Raw genomic sequence first — 20,369 nt, forward strand, 5'->3', positions numbered from 1 at the left:
CTATTATCCAAAACTCTAGCTCTTATAACAATTTGATTTGTGTTTACTTTCAAATAATTTCATTCACGCTATTGTTTTTCTAATATAATTATTTGAAAATAAGAAAGCTTTCAACTAATAGAAATGTTATATTAGACTAATAGCAAAGTCAATGGTATTTTTGCAAGTTAAAATTTTCTGAAATCTATAAAAATCAATAATTTATCCTAAATCATTTCGAAACACTAAAGAAAAAACACGTTTTACCCCTTTATACCAAGGGTATGTAAAGTTATTTAAAAATTGTTAATTATATAAAATTATATTATTTCAAAATAAATTTTGCATTAAAAATTTTGCATTAAAAATTTTGCATAACGTTTTATATAAACTTTAATTGTTTAAAATTCAATCGATATATTTCTTATTACAATTCCTGTTTATGTTTATAAATGAAAAAGAGAGCAACCAGTATGAACTGATTACTCTCTTTTATTATTTATCTGTCTAACCACCATTCGTTAACTTTATACATATCTACACGCGGGTGGTGAGTAAATCCTTTTACATCCTTATTTAACGCAACAAATTGCGTTGGGTAATATAAGAAAGTATAAGGTTGTTCTTCAGCAATAATTGCGAATGCTTCAGCTAACAGCTCAGCACGCTCATCTTGGTCAATTATAGAACGGTTAATATCAGAAATTTCATCTACACGATCGTTTCTATACGCACTTCTGTTAAGACCGTTTTCAATCTCTTTTGAATGCCAAATCGCAGTTGGATCTGGATCAAGGGCTAACCCCCAAGCCATAACTACAGCATCAAAATCAAAGTTTGGAGGATTGATTTGATCTAAGAATGCTCCCCACTCCATTTGCTCAGCGTGTACTTTGATACCAATTAGGTTTAAATATTGCTGCGTAATAATTCCGATGTCACGACGAGTAGTATTTCCATCATTGGAAAGGATTGTGAATTCAAAAATTTCTCCATCCTTTTCCAAATATCCATCTTCGTTATGCTCCCAACCAACTTCATTTAGTAACTCAATAGCTCTGTCTGGATCATAATCGAAAACTGGTACATCATCATTATATGCCCAACTTAAAGGAGATACAGGTGCATTGGCAACCTCTGCGTGACCTTCCATAATTGTTTCTACAATCTCTTGACGGTCAATAGCATGCGTTAATGCTTGTCTAACTCGCACATCCTCAAATAGTGGACGATCTAAGTTCCAACCAATATAGTCATAACGTAAAGCTAGTGTTTCATATAAATTTACATGATCATACATTTCAATGGAAACTAACTCACTTGTAGGTGCGATCATGTGATCAATGTCACCAGTCTCTAGCAATAAGACTAAAGCATTAGAGTCCGATGCAAAACGGAATACAACTTCATCAAGATAAGCTCTTCCCTCAAAGTAATCTTCATGTACAGATAATGTTAAGTGTTGACCTGGAACCCATTCTTCAAATTTAAATGGTCCTGCACCAATTGGGTTTTCAATATTGAACTCATTATAATCTTCTAACTCAGAAGCTGGGATATCCCCTAAAATATGTTCTGGTAAGATATCATAAGATGTCATTGTTATAAAGCGAGCATCAGGCTCTGATAACGTAAATTTAACAGTGTACTCATCTAAAGCTTCAACTGACTCTAACGTTTGGAAGCTGCTTGCACGAGGACCTGTATAATCTTCGTGAATAAATTGACTGAAAGTAAATACTACGTCATCAGCTGTCAGTTCTTCACCATCATGGAATAGTACGCCTTCACGTAATGTAAATGTCCACTCTAAACCATCCTCAGAAATTTCAGGATGATCCGTTGCGATATGTGGCTGCATTTCAAGATTTTCATCTGTATACATTAATCCAGCAAAAACTAAATCAGTCACATCTCCACTTGCAGTATCTGTGTGATAAAGTGAATTAAACATTACCGGTTCACCAGAAGTCCCTAATACAATACGGCCACCTTCTCGTGGCTCTCCAGTTGCTTCTTTCTCAACTGTTTCAGTACCAGTATCTGTATCTGTTCCTGTTTCATCAGGAGTTTCTCCGCCTCCACATGCAGCTAATACAAGTGAAAGCGTTAAAATCATGCTTAATAGAATAAGTAATGATTTGCTATTTTTCAATTTTATTTCCTCCTTCATTTAATATTAAAAGAATGAGTTTAAAATTTTCTTATGTAACTTAAATCCAAACTCATTTTAAATATAACTTCCCTATAGATACTATACTAATGTAACAATATTGTCAAAGTTTAATAGATTGTAATATACTTCAGACACTTCTCACTAGACAAAAAAATTGAATTTATCAGTAAATTCATACATATATGTATTATTACAGTATATCGAGTAGTTAATGTTCATATTATTTTAAAATGTTATAAGACAAAACCTTTGTAGATTAAAATAAACAAGTGAGCAGCTTATTTCTGGCTGCTCACTTTATATACTTTACACCTATTATCTATTTAGCCACCATTCGTTAACCTTGTACATATCCACTCGTGGATGATGTGTAAAACCTTGGACATCTCTGTTTAATGCCACGAATTGATTTGGATAATACAAAAATGTATATGGCTGTTCTTCGGCCAATATAGCCCAAGCTTCTCCAAGAAGTTCTGCACGTTCATCTTGATCGATAATCGTTGTATTTATATCGGAAATCTCATCAATTCTGTCATTACGATAGCTAATATTATTTAATCCATTTTCAATTTCTTTAGAGTGCCAAATAGCCGATGGATCTGGGTCTAAAGCAAGCCCCCAAGCTAAGACAATGGCATCGAAATCATAATTCGGAGGGTTTATTTTATCTAAAAATGCTCCCCATTCCATTTGTTCTGGTTTTACTTCAATACCTATTTGTCCGAGATATTGTTGAACTATAATTCCAATATCACGACGTGTAGTATTGCCATCATTAGAAAGTATGGTAAAGGAGAACTTCTCTCCATCTTTTTCAAGAATCCCATCTTCACCTGGTTCCCAACCAGCTTCTGATAACAACTCAAGTGCTCTATCAGGATCATAATCAAAACGGGCAACATCTTCATTATAAGCCCAACTTAAAGGCGATACTGGTGCGTGTGCTACCTCTGCTTGACCTTCTAAAACCGTTTCAGTAATTTCTTGTCGATCTATTGCGTGTGTTAATGCCTGCCGTACCCTAACATCTTCAAATAATGGATTCTGTAAGTTCCAACCAATATAGTCATAACGTAAGGCTAGGGTAGAAGAAAGATTTACGTGCTCATATGTTTCAATCGCAACCAGTTCACTTGTTGGGGCAATCATATGATCAATGTCACCAGTTTCCAATAAAAGAACTAATGCATTTGAATCGGATGCAAAGCGGAATGTTACTCCATCAAGATAAGGACGTCCTTCAAAATAATCTTCGTGCGCTACTAAACTAAGACTTTGACCAGGATCCCAATTTTCAAATTTAAACGGTCCTGCACCAATTGGATTTTCAATATTAAATTCATTGTAGTCTTCTAAATCACCAATGGGAACATCCCCTAAAATATGCTCCGGTAAGATACTATACCCTGTTAGTGTATGAAAACGTGCATCTGGCTCCCTTAAGGTAAATTTAACAGTGTAATCATCTACGGCTTCTACACTTTCTAGTGATGTGAAGCTACCAGCACGTGGACCAGTATAGTCTTCATGTAAAAAAATGTTGTATGTAAATACAACATCGTGTGCTGTTAGCTCTTCTCCATCGTGAAACAACACTCCTTCTTGTAACTCAAACGTCCACTCAAGACCATCATCGGAAATTTCTGCGTTATCTTTAGCGATGTGTGGTTGAACTTCTAAACTTTCATCTGTGTAAGTCAACCCAGCAAATATTAAGTCAGTTACATCAGCACTTGCTGAATCTTGGTGATAAAGTGCATTGAAAATAACCGGCTCACCTGAAGTACCTAATACTATTGTTCCACCGTATTGAGGATCACCTGTAGGTTCATCAACTTCTTCATCCGCCCCCCTTTCTGCTGTGTCTGTGTCTTCTGGCGTAGTACCACAAGCAGTTAAAAACATAAATAACATAAAAATTAGGTTTACTAATATAAAAATTGATTTTGTAGCTTTCAAGTTAATGTCCTCCTTTATTTTGTTAATTTTAATTTCATGATAGTTTTTGGTTTAAATATCCTGATTATGCAAATGTAGAATTACTTTTTTATTATTTTCTATATTAAATTAGCTGTTTTCCAAAAGGTTTTCATTTTTATAAAAATAAAAGTTGGCTTGGTTGCGCTGGAATCGCCGCCTTTCGCTTTTCCATGCTCTAAAAAAAGAAACAGAGTTTGCAAAAACAACCATTAAATTAGTCAAAAAGAAAACGAGTGGCATATTGCCACTCGCTTAAATTATTTTTATTTCTCAACAACTCGCGGATCTAATGCATCTCGTAAACCGTCCCCAATGAAGTTAAAACATAGTACTGTAATTAAAATCATTAAACCTGGGAAGGTCGGATACCATACGGCTGTTCTAAATATGGTGACACTTTGAGAATACGTCAGCATATTACCCCAAGAAGCTCTTGGAGGTTGAATACCTAATCCTAAGAAACTTAGGGTAGATTCTGCAAGGATAAATCCACCAACTGCTAGTGTTGCAGCAACGATAACTGGTCCCATAGCACTTGGGAGAATTTGTCCAAAGATAATTCTTGTATTTGACATACCAATTGTTCTAGCTGCCAATACGAACTCTCGATTCTTAAGTGTTAAAAATTCTCCACGAACTAAACGTGACGTACCTGTCCAACTTAGTAATGCAAATACTAAAATTAAGATTTCCATACTTGGTTCTAATACAGCAACCAATGTAATTAATAGGAAGATATTAGGGAAAGAGATAATTACGTCTACTAATCGCATTAAAAATGCATCTACTCTTCCTCCAAAAAATCCAGCAATTGCTCCAATTGTCGTTCCGATGGAAACTGCCCCAAGCATAGCGACGAATCCTACAGTTAAGGATACTTGACCACCGTGTAATAAACGACTGAAGAGATCCCTTCCTAAATGGTCAGTCCCCAACCAAAATTCAGGTCCTGGAGGTGCTAACCTGTTTCTTAGATTTTGAAAATTTGGGTCGTGTGGTGCAATCCATGGTGCTAGAACACACGCTGTGATAATAATTGCCAATGTAAATAATCCGAATACTGCTAATTTATTTTGCATAAACTTAGCAACAATAATTGACAATAGAGATCGTCTTTTACCTAATGTCTGATCACTTTGTTGCTGTATTACGTTATTTTCAGGTTTTCCCATTGTTCAGCACCTCCTAGTACTCAATCCTTGGGTCCATAATAGCATATAAAATATCTGCTATTAAGTTACCAATGACCGTCAATACAGCGGCAAACATAGTAATCGCCATAATGACTGGGTAGTCCCTTTCGAAAGTGGCGTCAATGAACAATTTACCAATTCCCGGCCAGCTAAATAATGTCTCAACAACTACGGATCCCCCGATGAAAGTTGGTAACATCAAACCAAAGATCGTAATAATTGGAATTAGTCCATTACGTAACCCATGTTTATAAACAACTGTTCTTTCTCTAAATCCTTTCGCTCTAGCAGTTCGGATATAATCTTGGTTAATAACTTCTAACATACTTGAACGAGTATAACGTGTTAACCCTGCCATATCAGCAGTGGCTAATACAAATGCAGGTAAAATAATATGATGAATTCTATCTAATAAATTGAACTCCGAACCTAATGTGGATACACCACCAACTGGTGTCCATCCTAACTGAACTGAGAATACCATGATTAACATGAGTCCTAACCAGAAGTTAGGGGTGGCTAGTCCAATAAATGAGGTAAAGGTGACCCCATAATCGAGCTTAGAATACTGCCTGGTGGCTGATAAAACCCCAAAAGGAATGGCTATGATAACAGCTAAAAATGTTGAAACTACCATTAATATAATCGTATTAGGTAAACGATCCATAATTAACTGGGTAACCGGTTGCTTCCTAGTAAAGGAATTACCTAGATCCCCTTGTAATACATTCCCCATCCATCGTAAATATTGAATATGGGCTGGGTCATTTAAGCCTAACCTCTCCATTTGACGTTCTCGGTCTTCTACTGAGATATCAGGATCCAAGTTTAAGACCGTAGGTTTACCTGGCGCCGCATACATAATCGCAAAGGAGAGGATGGATATCCCAATTAATATAGGGATCATCATAATTAAGCGGCGGATAATATATGTCGTCATGTGGTTAACTCCTTTACTTTAGATTTGCAAGTTAAAGGATGTTTCACCTTTAACCTGCTACATAATTTTAATACATTTGTTTTCAACTTATATACCTCCTACCTAAATTTGATTTGTAAAATACTTGATAGAAGGATTAATTATATAAGTGACAAGCAACAAAATGCCCAGGCTCTAATTCTTGTAACTTTGGAACTTCCACTTTACAATGATCCATTGCCTTAGGACAGCGTGTATGGAACACACATCCTGTCGGAGGGTTAGATGGACTTGGTACATCGCCCTTTAAAATGATTCGTTCTTTTTTTACTTCACTTGGGTGAGATTTTGGTACTGCTGATAAAAGGGCTTGTGTATATGGATGTAATGGATTAGAGTACAGTTCTCTTTTTGGAGCAACCTCCATCATTCTACCTAAATACATAACCCCAATTCTATCCGAGATGTGTTTTACTACACCTAAGTCGTGAGCAATAAATAAATAAGTTAATCCAAAATCTTTTTGTAAATCATCCATAATGTTTAACACTTGTGACTGAATTGAAACGTCTAGTGCTGATACCGGTTCGTCACCAATTATTAATTTTGGATTTAATGTTAATGCCCGTGCAATACCGATACGCTGACGTTGACCACCTGAGAACTCGTGAGGATAGCGGTTTCTTAAATCTGGATTCAAACCAACTTTCTCAAGCAAGTGCTCCACACGCTCTTTACGTTCAGCTTTAGAGTATAACTTATGAACTCGAAAAGGCTCTTCTAAAATCGTACCTACAGTCTTTCTAGGGTTTAAAGAAGAATAAGGATCTTGGAAAACCATTTGGATATCTTTTCTATATGGCTTTAATTGCTTTTCATTTAGTCCTGAAATGTCTTTTCCTTCAAAAAGGATTTTTCCATCAGTTGGTTCATACAAACGAATTAACGTTCTTCCTGTAGTTGATTTACCACAACCGGATTCACCAACAAGTCCGAAAGTTTCTCCTTTTTTTATGGCAAAACTTACATCGTCAACAGCCTTAATATGCCCTACTGTTTTTTGTAATAAGCCTGCTTTTACAGGGAAATATTTTTTTAAACCTTCAACTTCTAATAAAACATCTGATTTATCTTGAGTAATGCTATTTTTTTCTTGCTTTAAAGTTTCAGTCATTAGCTGCCAACTCCTTCCTCATGCAAGAAACAACGAGACTTGCGTCCTGGTTTAATTTCTTTTAATTCTGGTTGTTCGTCAATACACTTTTGCATTACATGTGGGCAACGTGTTGAGAAACGACATCCTTTAGGGAATGAATCTGGTGTAGGGACGTTACCTCCAATTGAAGATAGTCGTTCTACTTCCTCATCAATTTTTGGAATTGAATTTAATAGTCCTTGTGTATAAGGGTGTAATGGCTCATCAAACAGACTTACGATTGGCGATTCTTCAACAACTTGTCCCGTATACATTACAATTACACGGTCAGCTAGCTCTGCAACTACCCCAAGGTCATGGGTAATTAGAATTATTGAAGAATCGAACTTCTTAGATAAATCCTTCATTAACTCTAATATTTGTGCTTGTACTGTTACGTCCAATGCAGTTGTAGGCTCGTCCGCAATTAGTAGCTTCGGATCACAACTCATAGCCATTGCAATCATAACACGCTGTCTCATACCACCCGATAATCGGTGTGGATAATCATCTAAAATACCTTCTGCTCTCGCAAACCCTACTATTTTTAATAATTCAATGGCTTTTTGGCGAGCTTCTTTATAAGATAATTTCTTATGATAGATTAGTACTTCCGTAATTTGCTCTCCAATAGTTAAAACTGGGTTTAAAGATGACATTGGTTCTTGGAAAATCATTGCAATTTCGTTTCCACGTACTTTATACATTTGATTTTCACTAAGCTGTACTAAATCCTTACCATCAAAGTTAATTTCCCCATCTACGATCTTTCCGCCTGGCTTAGGTACAAGACCCATAATGGATAAAGAAGTAATACTTTTGCCTGATCCTGACTCACCAACAATTGCCAGAGTTTCACCTTTGTTTACTTTAAAGTCAACTCCATCAACTACTGGCAGTACTTTATCTTTAGCAAAGAAATGCGTCTTTAAGTTTTTTACTTCTAATAAAGTAGACATTGAAGTATTCACCACCTATTTAAATTTAAAATCACAACCGTGACACTTATATCTATTAACCTTAAATATAATTTTCTGTAAATTATACTGAAAAAATATTATCCCCCTTAACTATAGTAAATTTATAGTTATACAGAAATAATATATTTTTTCGCACGCTAACTATGTTATACGAATGTCACAAAAATGTCAACTTTGTAAAGGTACAAAGAATTAATTAATATAACATACAACGTATAAATAACCAGAATTCCCAAATTGGTAAATATAATTAGAAAAATAATAAAAACGATAACCATTATTTTGACCTATATCTCAGATCAATGTCAAAAAAGTATTTAACCTATTTTCTAATAGATTTTAATATTTTTAAATATTTTTTTACTTTTCTAATATACATACAATAACACCAAAATCCTTCTATTTATATAGGTAACTTTTTTCCAACTCTCACGTTACCCTTAGTTTTGTTGATATTAAAGGGATAAAATCGGTAAAATTAATTACTTCCTATATATATATATGCCATGGAAGGGCACATACTATTTTATAAACATTAGTTTCATAAATAAATGTATTAAATATGGAAATAAATCCACCTCTTGTTATTTACTAAACAAATTAGTCATAAATTATTTAAAGTATAAAAAAAACCACCATAGTGAATGGTAGGTTTTTGTAATAATTTTAATATTTATACAATATCATTTTTCGACAATTCTTGGATCAAGCGCATCTCTTAAGCCATCTCCAATAAAATTAAAACACAATACGGTAATCAAAATTGCTAATCCCGGAAAGGTTGGATACCACACTGCATTTCTGAAAATGGTAACACTTTGAGAATACGTCAGCATATTACCCCAAGAAGCTCTTGGTGGTTGGATACCTAAACCTAAGAAACTTAATGTTGATTCTGCAAGGATAAAATTACCTACCGCTAATGTTGCAGCAACAATTACTGGTCCCATTGCACTTGGAAGAATCTGACCAAAAATAATTCTTGTATTAGACATACCTATCGTTCTTGCAGCTAAAACAAATTCACGATTCTTAAGAGTTAAAAATTCCCCTCGTACTAAACGGGAAGTACCTGTCCAGCTAAGTAAAGCAAATACTAATATTAATATTTCCATGCTCGGCTCTAAAACAGCTACTAGTGTTATTAATAGGAAGATATTCGGAAAAGATATAATTACATCCACTAAACGCATTAAAAATGCATCCACTTTTCCTCCGAAAAAACCAGCAATCGCTCCTATTGTCGTTCCGATAGAAACTGCACCAATCATGGCAACAAATCCTACAGTTAGTGATACTCTTCCACCATATAATAATCGACTGAATAAATCCCTTCCTAAATGATCAGTCCCTAACCAAAATTCAGGCCCTGGTGGCTCTAGCCGATGTCTTAAATTTTGTAGATTAGGATCATGTGGTGTAATTAAGGGCGCCAAAATAGCACTTGTAATAATGATTGATAATACTACTAAAGCAATTACAGCTAATTTATTTTGAAAAAATTTCGCAACAATTATGGATAATAATGAACGCCTTTTTCCTAACGTTTGTGCATTTATATCATTAGGAAGATTAATTTCTGGTTTAGCCATTGAACAGCACCTCCTAATACTCTATCCTTGGATCCATAATAGCGTATAATATATCTGCTATTAAGTTACCAAGGACCGTCAAAACAGCGGCAAACATCGTGATCGCCATAATGACTGGGTAGTCCCTTTCGAAAGTGGCGTCAATGAACAATTTACCAATTCCTGGCCAGCTGAATAATGTCTCAACGACTACAGAACCGCCAATAAATGTAGGTAACATCAATCCAAAAATAGTTATAATTGGAATAAGTCCATTACGTAAACCATGTTTATATACGACAGTTCGTTCACGAAATCCCTTTGCTCTCGCAGTTCGGATATAATCTTGGTTAATTACTTCTAACATACTTGAACGAGTATAGCGTGTTAACCCTGCCATATCAGCAGTGGCTAATACAAATGCGGGTAAAATAATATGATGAATCCGGTCTAACAAATTAAAATCTGCACCTAATGTGGAAACTCCACCCACTGGTGTCCAACCTAATTGCACAGAGAATAACATAATTAACATAAGTCCTAGCCAAAAGTTAGGTGTTGCTAAACCAATAAATGAGGTAAATGTAACCCCATAATCAAGCTTTGAGTACTGTCTAGTGGCTGATAAAACCCCAAAAGGAATGGCAATAATAACAGCTAAAAATGTTGAAACTACCATTAGTACAATGGTATTGGGTAATCGATCCATGATTAATTTTGTAACAGGTTGCTTTCTAGTAAAAGAATGACCTAAATCCCCTTGCAGCACATTCCCCATCCATCGAAGATACTGAATATGGACAGGATCATTCAATCCTAGTCTCTCCATCTGTCTTTCTCGATCTTCTACAGATATGCTAGGGTCCAGGTTTAAAACTGTAGGCTTTCCTGGAGCAGCATACATAATTCCAAAGGAGAGTATTGATATTCCAATTAATATGGGGACCATCATAACAAGTCGGCGGATAATATATGTCGTCATATTATTTACTCCCTAAATTAAATTTGCAAGGAAGAAGAAGGACAATGCCCCCTTCCCCTTGCAATTTAAAAGCTAATATTATTCGCTAATGTACCAGTCGTTCACACGGTAGAATGTTACACGTGGGTGATGTACAAATCCACCAAGAGTGTTAACCATTCCTAAGTGTTGGTTAGGATAGAATAAGAAAGTATACGGCTGCTCTTCAGCGATGATCTGGAATGCTTCAGCAAGCAGTTCAGCGCGCTCATCTTGATCAACGATAGAAGAGTTTTCTTTTGCAATTTCATCTACACGCTCATTGCTATAGCTGATGAAGTTTAAGCCTTGCTCAATTTCCCAAGTGGCCCAAATAGCTTCTGGGTTCGGGTCAAGACCTAGGTTCCATCCTAAGATAATAGCATCAAAGTCATGGTTAGGAGGGTTGATCTTGTCTAAGAATGCACCCCACTCCATTTGCTCTGGAGTAACTTCAATTCCAACGTCACCTAACATTTGTTGCATGATAATTCCAATGTCACGACGAGTTGTATTTCCGTCATTAGAAAGGACTGTGAAAGAGAAACGCTCTCCGTCTTTTTCTAAGATTCCATCAGAGCCTGGCTCCCAGCCTGCTTCAGCAAGTAATTCCCTTGCACGATCAGGGTCAAAATGGAATTCAGGAACACTGTCCGGGTAAGCCCAGCTCAACGGAGATGCTGGAGCATGCGCTACTTCTGCTTCCCCTTCTAAAATTGTTTCTACGATTTCTTGTCGATCAATTGCATGTGTTAATGCTTGACGTACTCTTACATCTTGGAACAATGGATTTTGTAGGTTCCAACCGATAAAGCTGTAGTTCAATGCTAGAGTTGAAGATATATTTACATGATCAAACGTTTCAACAGTTGCAAGTTCTGAGGATGGAACGTTAATAAAGTCTACATCACCAGTTTCAAGTAATAATACTAAAGCATTTTGGTCAGCAGCAATACGCCAAGTAATTTTATCTAAATAAGGACGCCCTTCAAAATAGTCTTCATGTGCTTCTAAAGTTACGCTAACACCTGCATCCCAACCTGCAAACTTAAATGGACCAGTTCCAATTGGGTTTTCAAGGTTGAACTCATTGTAATCTTCTAAATCTGCAATAGGTACATCACCTAAAATATGCTTAGGTAAAATAGAGTAAGATGCTGTAATTGGCCATGCTGCATCTGGTTGAGATAGAGTAAATTGAACAGTATAGTCATCTAATGCTTCTACACTCTCTAAATATTGGAATGTACTTGCACGTGGACCAGTATAGTCTTCATGAATTGGAATACTGAATGAGAATACTACGTCTTCCGCAGTTAATTCAACACCATCATGAAATAGAACTCCTTCATGGATTCTATAAGTCCAAACTAGACCATCTTCAGAAACTTCTGGATAATCAACTGCTAAATCTGGAACCATTTCAAGCTCTGTATTGGAAGTCATTAAGCCATTGAATAGTTGACCTTCAATATCAGCACTTGCAGAGTCTGCAGAGTAATACGGGTTGAACATTACTGGATCACTCATGCTACCAAGTACAAGTTCTCCACCGTATTGAGGACCTGTTGCTTCTTCTTCATCTTCATCTTCGTCTTCTTCTGTTGCATCTGTTTCTCCTGGAGACTCGTCTGCTGGTTCTTCAGGAGCATCATCTCCGCCGCCACAAGCTACTGCGAAGATTGACAAGAATAAAACCATTGCCATTAAAAGTAATAATTTTTTCATTTTCTTTTTCCCCCTTAATAATTTATTTATTTAAAAGACAGAACTTGGAAACTTTATAAAGTTGTCATATAAGTGATTTATTCGTATAAATGACAAGCTACAAAGTGACCTGGTTCCAGCTCTTTTAACGCTGGAATTTCTTGCTTGCAATGATCCATTACCTTCGGACAGCGTGTATGGAATACACAGCCCTTTGGTGGATTAGAAGGACTTGGAACGTCCCCTTTCAAAATAATTCGTTCCTTCTTCACTTCACTTGGATGTGATTTTGGAACAGCGGATAAAAGTGCTTGGGTATATGGGTGAAACGGATTGCTATACAGCCTCCTTTTCGGAGCTATCTCCATCATCTTCCCTAAATACATAACGCCAATTCTATCCGAGATATGTTTAACTACCCCAAGATCATGGGCAATGAATAAATAAGTTAAGCCAAAATCCTTTTGTAAATCATCCATAATATTCAACACTTGCGATTGAATGGAAACATCCAGTGCTGACACCGGTTCATCACCGATTATTAATTTCGGATTAAGTGTTAGAGCTCTAGCAATACCAATGCGTTGTCGTTGACCACCGGAGAATTCATGGGGATAACGATTTCTTAAATCTGGGTTTAAACCTACCTTTTCTAGAAGGTGTTCTACCCGCTCTTTTCGTTCAGCTTTAGAATATAATTTATGAACTCGGTATGGCTCTTCTAAAATTGTTCCAACCGTCTTCCTAGGATTTAAAGAAGAATAAGGATCTTGGAAAACCATTTGAATGTCTCTTCGATATGGTTTTAATTGTTTTTCATTTAAATTAGAAATGTCCTTACCTTCAAAAAGTACTTTTCCATCCGTTGGTTCGTACAACCTAATAATTGTTCTTCCTGTAGTAGATTTACCGCAACCTGATTCACCAACGAGTCCGAAAGTTTCTCCCTTTTTCACATAGAAGCTTACATCATCCACAGCCTTTACATGGCCTACTGTTCTTTGTAAAATACCAGCCTTTACAGGGAAGAACTTTTTTAACCCATTAACCTCGAGTAGTATGTCTGATTGATTTTCATTGACAGTTAGCTTTTCTTGCTCTAGTGTTTTAGCCATTACTATTTACTCCTTCCTCATGGAGGAAACAACGGGACTTTCTTCCTGGTTTCACTTCAATCAAGTCCGGCTGCTTATCAATGCAAACTTGCATAACATGAGGACAACGAGTGTTAAATCGACAGCCCTTTGGAAAGGAATCAGGTGATGGAACATTTCCTGCAATGGAAGTTAAACGCTTTCTTTCTTCATCTAATTTGGGAATTGAACTTAATAAACCTTGAGTATATGGATGTAGTGGTTCATCGAAAAGACTAACAACTGGCGACTCTTCCACAACTTGCCCTGCATACATTACAATTACTCTATCAGCTAATTCTGCTACAACACCAAGGTCATGTGTAATAAGAATGATTGAAGATTCGAATTTTTTCGATAAATCTTTCATTAATTCCAGTATCTGGGCTTGGACTGTTACATCCAACGCGGTGGTAGGTTCATCTGCAATTAATAGCTTTGGATCACAACTCATGGCCATGGCAATCATAACACGCTGACGCATTCCCCCAGATAATCGATGAGGATAGTCATCTAGAATACCTTCTGCCCTGGCAAATCCGACTATTTTTAGTAATTCAATCGCCTTTTGCCGTGCTTCTTTTTTTGAAAGCTTTTTATGATAGATTAGAACTTCCGTTATTTGTTCTCCTATAGTTAAAACTGGGTTTAGAGAGGACATAGGTTCTTGGAAAATCATAGCTATATCGTTTCCACGAACTTTGTACATTTGATTTTCACTTAGCTGCACTAAGTCTTTTCCATCAAAAAGTATTTCACCTTCAACGATCTTCCCCCCTGGTTTAGGGACAAGACCCATGATAGATAATGATGTAATACTTTTACCTGATCCTGACTCCCCTACAATTGCTAATGTTTCTCCCTTCTTAACTTTAAAGTCCACCCCATCAACCACTGGTAATACTTTATCTTTAGAAAAGAAATGAGTTTTTAAGTTTTTTATTTCTAATAATGTTGACATAGTGCAGTTGTTCACCACCTATTTTTTAGTACATAAGTAACTAGTTTCCATTTAGCTTTTTCAATATATATAATTTTTAGAAAAAAGTCAATATTCTAATAAAATTATTTAGAAATTTCTAATTATTTTATTTATACAAAGTCTCTACTAATGATACTTTTACTTTTTATTTAAAATCTACAGAAATAAGACAAAATCTTACATAGTTTTTCATTCAAATATAATATTTTGGGTGATATTATCATTTTATTACGATTACTAATACAGGATAATTAAGAGTTAATAAATATAAATTTTTTATTATATTAATACACTGTTTCTTCCTTACATTCTGTTATCTTTAATAGTATTTTAATTTTCAAAATTCTTTTTGTAAAGAGTTATTTTTTTGAAAATTTTAAAATTATCTTTTTATCTTTGAATATTAATCTACTAAATAAAAATTATCAAGAAATATTTTTTCATTTTCCTAAAATATTTAATTATACGAAAAAAGAGGCTGTCTGTTAGCCAGCCTCTAGGAGATAATATTATATTATTACTCGTTGATCCACCAGTCGTTCACGCGATAGAAAGTTACACGTGGGTGGTGAGTAAATCCATCGATAGTGTTAGTCATACCTAAATGTTGGTTAGGATAGAACAAGAAAGTATATGGTTGCTCTTCTGCAATGATTTGGAATGCTTCGTGAAGCAGTTCAGCACGCTCATCTTGATCAACGATAGAAGAGTTTTCTCTTGCGATTTCATCAACACGCTCATTGCTGTAGCTAATGTTATTTAAACCTTGCTCAATTTCCCATGATGCCCAAATAGCTTCTGGGTTCGGGTCAAGACCTAGGTTCCAACCTAAAATAATAGCATCAAAATCATAGTTTGGTGGATTAATTCTGTCTAAGAACGCCCCCCACTCCATTTGCTCTGGAGTAACTTCAATTCCGATGTCACCAAGCATTTGCTGCATAATGATACCGATGTCTCGACGTGTAGTGTTACCATCGTTAGATAGAACAGTGAAAGAGAATGTTTCTCCGTCTTTCTCAAGAATTCCGTCGTCATTTGGCTCCCATCCAGCTTCAGCTAATAATTCTAAAGCTCTGTCTGGATCATAATGGAATTCAGGAACTTCTGGTGGGTAAGCCCAGCTTAATGGAGATGCTGGCGCATGTGCCACTTCTGCTTCCCCTTCTAAAATTGTTTCTACTATCTCTTGACGATCAATAGCATGTGTTAATGCTTGACGTACTCTTACATCTTGGAACAATGGGTTTTGTAAGTTCCACCCGATGTAGCTATAGTTTAAAGCTAAAGTAGAAGAAATATTAACATGGTCAAATGTTTCTACTGTTGCAAGCTCATTAGCTGGTACTGTAATAAAGTCAACATCACCAGTTTCAAGTAATAATACTAATGCATTTTGGTCCGCAGCAAAGCGCCATGTAACTCGATCTAAGTAAGGACGTCCTTCAAAATAATCTTCATGTGCTTCTAAAGTTAAACTTGTACCAGTGTTCCAGTCCACAAATTTAAACGGACCTGAACCAATTGGGTTTTCAAGGTTAAATTCATTATAATCTTCTAGATCAGCAACAGGAACATCACCTAAAATATGCTCTGGTAATATGGCATAAGATGCAGTGATAGGCCATGCAGCATCTGGTTGAGAAAGTGTGAATTGAACAGTGTAATCATCTAACGCTTCAACACTCTCTAAATATTGGAACGTACTTGCACGTGGGCCTGTATAATCTTCGTGAATCGGAATACTAAAAGAGAACACAACGTCATGGGCTGTAAGCTCTTCACCATCATGGAATAGGATTCCTTCGTGAAGCTCATATGTCCATACTAAACCATCCTCAGAAACCTCTGGGTAATCTTTTGCATGATGTGGAACCATTTCAAGCTCCGGATTTGAAGCCATTAAACCACCGAAAAGTAACCCTTCCACATCAGCACTTGCTGAATCTTGAGAAAAGTAAGGGTTGAACATTACTGGATCACTCATACCACCTAATACAATACTTCCACCGTATTGTGGTTCACCAGCAGCTGTATCGTCACCTTCATCTTCTGTACCATCTTCATCTTCTGTAGCTGGAGCTGGATCATCTTGTTCTGCTGGATCCTCTTCTCCGCCACCACATGCTACTGCAAAAATCGAAAGCAATAGCACCATCATTAATAATGCTAATAATTTTTTAGCTTTCAAAACGCCTTCCCCCTTAATTCTTTTATATTTATTTAAAAGGTAGAGACAGGATTTCTTCCTATTCTCTTACTCTTTTAAAACAAGAAATAATAGATTCCTAGATAGATTTTTTGAAATTTTTAGATAAATGATTTTTTAAAATATTTTTATGAAATTAAAATTGTTTTATATAAAAATTAAAAAATGTCTTACAATTCTATTTATTCTTTTTTCTTGAGAAAAAATATCTCTATAGCTATATAACCATAAACTGTGAGAAAATTCAAATACAAAATAACTTTCAAAAATGATTTTACATATTTTTAATAACTTTAGTATTGGTTTTATTGCATTTTTATTAGAAAATCGAAATTATTTTATTATTTCGATAAAATAAGTTTTTATTCATTTTTTCTCCCAGCAGATCCTTTCGTATAACTAAATAAAACAAGGAATAACATACTCTAATAATAGTTTCTAAAACTATTTAATAGATAAAACACTTATGCAAAAATATCTATTTTCAAAAATAAATATACATTTTTAATGGATTATTTTTTCATATTTATTGCAATTCCATTTCTAATATTACAAAATTGTTACAAATGTTTATGCTATATGAATTATGACTTTTTCTATCGTAGTAAAAAGAGGCTAGGACATAACTAAAGTGTTTAAATGAAAATACGAACAATGTAAATACCTTAGCGTAGGAATATACGTAGCCTCCTCGAGTAGTTTGCGAGGAGGCTCACCAGTCCGCTCACGGAAAGGGAAGTATATTTCCAAAGCGTTTTATATGCTCCGTTCGGATTTCTCACTAAGAAAACGCTTTTGTCCCAGCAACTTGTTTAAATATTATTTTTTTCTAATCTGTTCCTTGTTTCCCATATAAGGCCTTAACACCTCAGGAATTACAACAGATCCGTCTGCTTGCTGATAATTTTCCAATATAGCTGCAACAGTTCTTCCGATAGCTAAGCCAGAACCATTTAATGTGTGAACAAACTCAGCTTTTCCTTTTGCATCACGTTTGAAACGAATATTGGCTCTACGCGCTTGGAATGCTTCAAAATTACTACAAGAAGAAATTTCCCGATACGTATTATTACTTGGAATCCAAACCTCTATATCATATTTTTTAGCCGCAGTAAAACCTAAATCCCCTGTACACATATTTAAAACTCGATAAGGAAGCTTTAACAGTTGAAGTACCTTCTCTGCATGGGATGTCAATAACTCTAGCTGCTCATAAGACTCCTCTGGTTTAACAAAGCGTACTAGCTCAACCTTGTTAAACTGATGTTGGCGAATTAACCCCCTTGTGTCTCGCCCTGCAGATCCCGCTTCAGAACGAAAACAAGCACTGAAGGCTGTATATGCTTTCGGAAGTTCGTCACCTTTCATAATTTCATCTCTATGGAAATTTGTAACTGGCACCTCTGCGGTTGGAATTAAAAAGTATTCCTCTTCCCTAATCTTAAATGCATCCTCTTCAAATTTCGGCAGCTGACCGGTTCCAGTCATGCTGTCACGGTTAACCATATATGGAGGTAAAACCTCTTCATATCCGTGCAGGTCTTGGTGAAGGTCCATCATAAAGTTAATTAAAGCACGTTCTAACCGGGCCCCCAATCCTTTATAAAAAACAAAGCGGCTGCCTGTTACCTTTGATGCCCTTTCAAAGTCTAAAATACCTAAATCAGTTGCAATATCCCAATGGGCCTTTTCTTCAAAGTCAAAGTTTGGGACTTCTCCCCATCGTCTAATTTCTTCATTTTCATCCTCATCAGCCCCTACAGGTGCACTTTCGTGAGGAATATTAGGGATAGATAAAAGAATTTGATTTAAAGTTCCATCCACTTCCCTCAGTTCTTCATCTAACTCCTTTACTTTATTTGAAACATCCTTCATTTCTGCGATAAGACTATCGGCATCCTTCTTTTCTCTTTTTAATTGTGAAATTTCTTGAGATACCGTGTTTCGTCTATTTTTTAATTCCTCTACTTCTTGAATTAAATCCCTTCTCTTTTGGTCCAATTCTTCGAAACGATCTAAATCTGAAATATCTTCATTTCGATGGGCAAGCTTTTCTTTAACTTCCGCAAAGTTATTTCTTAGTAATTTTACATCTAACATTTTTTTACCTCCTAATAATTATGTAGTTTTTGGATTTACTTTTTCTGTAGGCTTTTTTTTCTAAAAAAAATTGTATTTTTAAGGTAATATGATTTTGCTTGGATCGGCTACAGGCGGAGCAATTACGCCTTAAGGCAGCCCATGTCCTGCGTCTGCGATTACTCGTCGCATGAAAAGACATGTTGCTTTTCCCGCTGGAGTCGACGCTTTCCGCTTCTCCAAGCTTTAAAAAAGAATTAATTTTACAATGAGAGCCTTTTATTAAATAAAAAACTCCCGTCCCCATATAAACAGGGACGAGAGTTAACCCGCGTTACCACCCTGGTTGAAAGGCCTGAAATTAAATGCCCCTTCCACCTCGAATCCGTTAACGGAGGATCAACCGAAATAGCCTACTTGAATTTTCGACTATTTGCTCTAGGATGGATTCACTAAAGTGACTCACCGATTCACAGCTGCCATCGGCTCTCTGAAGAGTACAACTAAAGCTACTACTTCCCGTCAACACTTTTTCAATGTTATATTATTCCTATTTTAACCGATTTACCAATATTTAATCAAGCTGGTACAACACAAGAACGTACCATTTCCACAAAATATTGATGCATTCGATTATCTTCTGTCAATTCTGGATGGAAGGAGCAAGCCAAAAATGGTCCTTCTTTAGCAACAACAATTTCACCATCGAATTCTGCTAATACTTCTACCCTAGAACCAACCTCTTGAATAATTGGAGCACGTATGAATACAGCATCAATGTCATCACCAATACCTTTTACTGGTAAAATAGCTTCAAAGCTTTCTCTCTGTCTCCCAAAAGCATTTCTTTCTACCTTTATGTCCATAACCGCTATATGTGGCTCCACATTCCCTACAAGCTCTTTTGCCATAAGAATAGCACCAGCACACGTGCCAAAAATTGGTTTGTTTTTTGCTGCGAACTCCTTTAACGGTTCATAGAAATCATATTTATTAATTAAACGACGCATTGTTGTGCTTTCACCGCCAGGGAATACAAGGCCATCTAATTCTTCAAGCTGTTCTACCCGTTTAACAGGTATAACCTTAACATCAGATGCTTCTAATGCCTTTACATGCTCCCTAACTGCTCCTTGCAACGCTAATACACCTATGTTAATCATGCTGAATTACTCCTCTCCATAAGGATAAGGTTAGTTTATAAAAAATCTTTCAGATTTGAAAGACGTCTAGCTTCACTGCCCTATCGACGTTAAGAACTTC

General features: G+C 35.9%; 14 protein-coding genes and 1 other annotated feature. All 14 genes read right to left on the reverse strand.

All coding sequences use genetic code 11. From position 1 onward, the window contains the following. Positions 1-478: 478 nt before the first annotated feature. Positions 479-2,134, reverse strand: coding sequence for a peptide-binding protein (locus J2S74_RS25695; RefSeq protein WP_307332094.1), 1,656 nt, complete (start codon positions 2,132-2,134; stop codon positions 479-481). A gap of 336 nt (positions 2,135-2,470) precedes the next feature. Then, positions 2,471-4,117, reverse strand: a complete 1,647-nt coding sequence (locus tag J2S74_RS25700; protein ID WP_307332098.1) for a peptide-binding protein — start codon at positions 4,115-4,117, stop codon at positions 2,471-2,473. A 284-nt stretch (positions 4,118-4,401) separates the two neighbouring features. After that, positions 4,402-5,310, reverse strand: a complete 909-nt coding sequence (gene opp4C / locus J2S74_RS25705; RefSeq protein ID WP_307332101.1) for an oligopeptide ABC transporter permease — start codon at positions 5,308-5,310, stop codon at positions 4,402-4,404. 13 nt (positions 5,311-5,323) lie between these two features. After that, a complete protein-coding gene (locus J2S74_RS25710) occupies positions 5,324-6,271 on the reverse strand; it encodes an ABC transporter permease (protein ID WP_307332104.1) in 948 nt (315 codons plus the stop codon). A 136-nt stretch (positions 6,272-6,407) separates the two neighbouring features. Next, positions 6,408-7,391, reverse strand: a complete 984-nt coding sequence (locus tag J2S74_RS25715) for an ABC transporter ATP-binding protein (protein WP_370876078.1) — start codon at positions 7,389-7,391, stop codon at positions 6,408-6,410. Positions 7,392-7,423: 32 nt separating this feature from the next. Continuing rightward, positions 7,424-8,404: an ABC transporter ATP-binding protein gene (locus tag J2S74_RS25720; protein WP_307332109.1), complete on the reverse strand. Its 981-nt coding sequence runs from the start codon at positions 8,402-8,404 to the stop codon at positions 7,424-7,426. A gap of 704 nt (positions 8,405-9,108) precedes the next feature. Beyond that, a complete protein-coding gene (gene opp4C, locus J2S74_RS25725) occupies positions 9,109-10,017 on the reverse strand; it encodes an oligopeptide ABC transporter permease (RefSeq protein WP_307332112.1) in 909 nt (302 codons plus the stop codon). A gap of 13 nt (positions 10,018-10,030) precedes the next feature. Next, on the reverse strand, positions 10,031-10,978 hold the full coding sequence (locus J2S74_RS25730; protein WP_307332114.1) for an ABC transporter permease: 948 nt from the start codon (positions 10,976-10,978) through the stop codon (positions 10,031-10,033). A gap of 78 nt (positions 10,979-11,056) precedes the next feature. Next, the gene (locus tag J2S74_RS25735; RefSeq protein WP_307332115.1) at positions 11,057-12,724 is read right to left on the reverse strand and encodes a peptide-binding protein; all 1,668 of its coding nucleotides are present in this window, start codon (positions 12,722-12,724) and stop codon (positions 11,057-11,059) included. 77 nt (positions 12,725-12,801) lie between these two features. Beyond that, a complete protein-coding gene (locus J2S74_RS25740) occupies positions 12,802-13,818 on the reverse strand; it encodes an ABC transporter ATP-binding protein (RefSeq protein WP_307332117.1) in 1,017 nt (338 codons plus the stop codon). Further along, positions 13,811-14,797, reverse strand: coding sequence for an ABC transporter ATP-binding protein (locus J2S74_RS25745; protein WP_307332122.1), 987 nt, complete (start codon positions 14,795-14,797; stop codon positions 13,811-13,813). Before J2S74_RS25745 ends, J2S74_RS25740 begins: the two co-directional genes overlap by 8 nt. A gap of 538 nt (positions 14,798-15,335) precedes the next feature. Beyond that, complete coding sequence (locus J2S74_RS25750; RefSeq protein WP_307332124.1) at positions 15,336-17,009, reverse strand: peptide-binding protein; 1,674 nt, start codon at positions 17,007-17,009, stop codon at positions 15,336-15,338. An 837-nt stretch (positions 17,010-17,846) separates the two neighbouring features. Then, positions 17,847-19,127 (reverse strand): serine--tRNA ligase, encoded by a 1,281-nt coding sequence (gene serS / locus J2S74_RS25755; RefSeq protein WP_307332127.1) that lies wholly within the window; start codon positions 19,125-19,127, stop codon positions 17,847-17,849. Between the two features lie 289 nt (positions 19,128-19,416). After that, positions 19,417-19,641 (reverse strand) — a binding site (T-box leader). A 43-nt stretch (positions 19,642-19,684) separates the two neighbouring features. Further along, positions 19,685-20,269 (reverse strand): pyridoxal 5'-phosphate synthase glutaminase subunit PdxT, encoded by a 585-nt coding sequence (gene pdxT, locus J2S74_RS25760; RefSeq protein ID WP_307332130.1) that lies wholly within the window; start codon positions 20,267-20,269, stop codon positions 19,685-19,687. Positions 20,270-20,369: the final 100 nt, after the last annotated feature.

The organism is Evansella vedderi (genome assembly GCF_030813435.1).
GTDB lineage: Bacteria > Bacillota > Bacilli > Bacillales > Salisediminibacteriaceae > Evansella > Evansella vedderi.